The organism is Salinispora goodfellowii, from assembly GCF_059570675.1.
In genome coordinates this window covers 1-2,782 of record NZ_JCANTD010000078.1, presented here as the reverse complement: position 1 = coordinate 2,782, position 2,782 = coordinate 1, and the positions used below count along the sequence as shown (strand labels likewise).

Annotated in this window: 3 protein-coding genes; all 3 read left to right on the top strand. The window is 69.5% G+C overall.

The window, feature by feature from the left end; genetic code table 11:
- Positions 1-377 precede the first annotated feature (377 nt).
- The 3 genes from T398_RS26640 to T398_RS26630 all read left to right on the top strand — a co-directional run bounded on the left by T398_RS26640 (position 378) and on the right by T398_RS26630 (position 2,452).
- On the top strand, positions 378-1,313 hold the full coding sequence (locus T398_RS26640) for a hypothetical protein (RefSeq protein WP_496450558.1): 936 nt from the start codon (positions 378-380) through the stop codon (positions 1,311-1,313).
- 28 nt (positions 1,314-1,341) lie between these two features.
- Positions 1,342-1,881 (top strand): AAA family ATPase, encoded by a 540-nt coding sequence (locus tag T398_RS26635; RefSeq protein WP_496450557.1) that lies wholly within the window; start codon positions 1,342-1,344, stop codon positions 1,879-1,881.
- A gap of 202 nt (positions 1,882-2,083) precedes the next feature.
- Entirely contained in the window at positions 2,084-2,452 is a 369-nt protein-coding gene (locus T398_RS26630; protein WP_496450556.1) for an ASCH domain-containing protein, read from the top strand.
- The last annotated feature ends 330 nt before the right edge of the window (positions 2,453-2,782 follow it).

Genomic DNA, 2,782 nt, shown 5'->3' with positions numbered 1-2,782 from the left:
GGCCGCACCCGTCCTACATGGACCCGGCCCCACCCATTCAGCCGCCAAAAACCCCAGCTCACAGACCCTTCAACCGACTACGCAACCGCCCTGGCGTCGTCCATGGCGTGCACTGTGTTCTACACCTGCACGTTGGTCAACCAGCCGGCCGGCCACCCCCTGCCGTGACCGCTGTCATTTCTACGACAGCACGGGCACCTCTGGGGCTGGAGTTCGTGGGCGCTGTCGAGGAGGCGTGGATATTGCGGCGCGAGGTTTCCTTGCTGATGCACCAGAAGCTGATGTTGGTGGAGTCAAAGCTGGGCATTTTCTGGGCGCAGCCCTGGGCATTTTCTGGGCATCTCTGGTTGACTGGTAGGGAACCCCGAGGAGGTTCCATGTCGATCACCCCTGCACCTGTTGAGACCCCCGACGCCGCGCACGAGGCGATGACCGCCGCGCTGCGCGCCTTGGCCCGTCCGGGCCTGCCGTTCGCCCCGGAAGTTGTCGATGACGTGCTGCTCGACCTACCCGGCGTCCGCGCCCGGGCCACGAACCCCGACGACCGAGCGTCGCGGGCAACCGCGTTCGAGGGTCTTCTGCGCTGGTGCCTGGCCCGCTTCGATGACGAGTCGCTGACCGACGCCGTCCGGGCGCTGTTCGGGCTGCCGCCCGCGGTCAGCGGGACGACCCTTACCCAGCGGCGCGAGGTCGCCGCCGCGGCGTCCGGGCACGAGGTACACCACTTCCGCAAGCGGATCGAGCCGCGGCTGCTGGGCATGCTCGCGTGGACGCTGCGCCGTGACAGCGACGAGTACGCGATGACCCGGGCGCTCGCCCCGCCGCTCGCGCCGGCATCGGCCCGGCCCCGGGTACCGGCCGACCCGTTCGCGTGGGAGGCCGCTGAACACGCCGAGCTACTGTCGCGGTTGTGGAGCGGGGTGTACCTGCTGCGTGCCGAGCTGCTCGGCTTGGCCCGGGCACGCAGTATGCGCGCCGAGCCCGCCGCCCTGGTCGCCGCCGCGTGCACCGCGCTGCGCCGGTACGGGCAACTGCTCGCCCTGGCGCAGCGCTACCGGGCCGCGTACGGCGAGGTGCTACTGCACGCCGACACCGGCCTGACCCCCGAGGGCCTAGCGGGCCTCGCCGGGTGGACGCCGCCACTCAAGTCGGGCCAGCGGCAGGCGCTCGCGGAGGCCGCCGCAGACGCGTCCACTGAGTTGGCGTTCCTGGCCGCCGTACCAGGCGAGGTGAGCGCCCGCTGGTGTGAGGCGCTCACCGGCTTCAACCCGGGCACCGCCACCGGCAGCGCCTCCAACCCCACAGACCAGTAGTGACATACCGACCCATGAGGAGAGCAGCGTGACCACACAGCGGTATGTGATCACCGGCGGGCCATCCGCCGGCAAGGAGGCCGTGTTCACCGAGATGACCGAACGTGGGTTGCCGATCACCGAGGGCGAGCCAGCGCGGGAGATCTACCGAGCGCACCGCGAACGTCTCGGCCGGCACCTGGAGGTGGGCGACCGCCGCAACTACTCCCGCGAGGTGCTGCAGGCGTTCATCGCCGAGTACCGGGCCCATACCGATGGGCTGCACTTCTACAACCGGGGCATCCCCGACGGCGACGGATGGGACCGGGCGTTCGGCCTGGACCCGTACCCGGAGTTGCGCGAAGCCACCGAGAAGTACCGCTACGACGGGGTGTTCGTCCTCGATCCCCTGGACGACTTCAACAGCGAGGACGATCTCGTGTGGGCCAAGGAACGCGAGATCGTCCGCGTCCACCAACTAATCATCCAGGGCTACTACGACGCCGGGTACTCGCCAATCTTCGTGCCCGCCAACGACGCCGCCGCCCGAGTCGACTTCATCCTCGCCAACGTGCCCGCCGCCGCATAGCTGGAGGACCGCGCTGTGACTACCCCTGGAATCGAGCTGGTCAGTCCGAACAACGTCACCGCCAACGCCATGCTCCGCGCCGTCGACATGCTCCGCCCCCGGTTGCAGGCCACCCGGCCCGAGCGGGTCGCCCTGGTCGTCGGTACGCAAATCAACGGGGCACCGCATCTAGGCACCAGCCACCCAGGAGCTGAACCGCATCATGACCGCACACCCGGTCACCGAGGCCCCACCGCGCGCCCGGGAGATGAACCTCTACCGCCGCTACTTCGACCTGCTCGCCGCCGGCCGCAAGACCATCGAGGTTCGGGTGCAGTACCCGAACCTGCGCAGCCTCGCCCCCGGCCAGCTCATCCGATTCGTGTGCGGCCGTGACGAGGCGTTGACCAGGGTCAAGCGGGTGGCCCGGTACGAGTCGTTCGAGAAGATGCTCGACACCGAGGGCCCCAACAAGGTCAACCCGGACAGCCCCCGCCACCAGCAGCTCGCGAACATCCGCCGCATCTACGGCCCTGAGAAGGAAGCCCTCGGCGTGCTCGCCATCGAGGTCGAGCTGATCCCCCAGCCCTGAACGCCTGACAACCAATCCCCGCCGGAAACCGTTGACCTGGGGCCCGGAGGCGTAGCGTGGTGGGCATCGTACGCCCGGCCGTCAAACCGGGCCGCCGCAATCACGACGAAGCGGCCCCGCCCTCCCGACCTGGGGGAGCGGGGCCGCCTGCTGTCACATGGTGCGCTGTCCGGAGCCCGGGCAGCGGGCCCGATCACCCATCGCCTGATGCGGTGGGCAACTCTTGTGATCTGTCCTGGCCAGGGCCGCAGCCCGGCTCCCGGCAACCGCAGAACCCGCCCGTCGGGCGTAGCTCGTTGTCCCCGGCGCACTGGTGGGTTTTGACCACGA

Coding starts and splice junctions, on each gene's coding strand:
- T398_RS26640 (WP_496450558.1), top strand. CDS start 378: ATGTCGATCACCCCTGCACCTGTTGAGACCCCCGACGCCGCGCACGAG.
- T398_RS26630 (WP_496450556.1), top strand. CDS start 2,084: ATGACCGCACACCCGGTCACCGAGGCCCCACCGCGCGCCCGGGAGATG.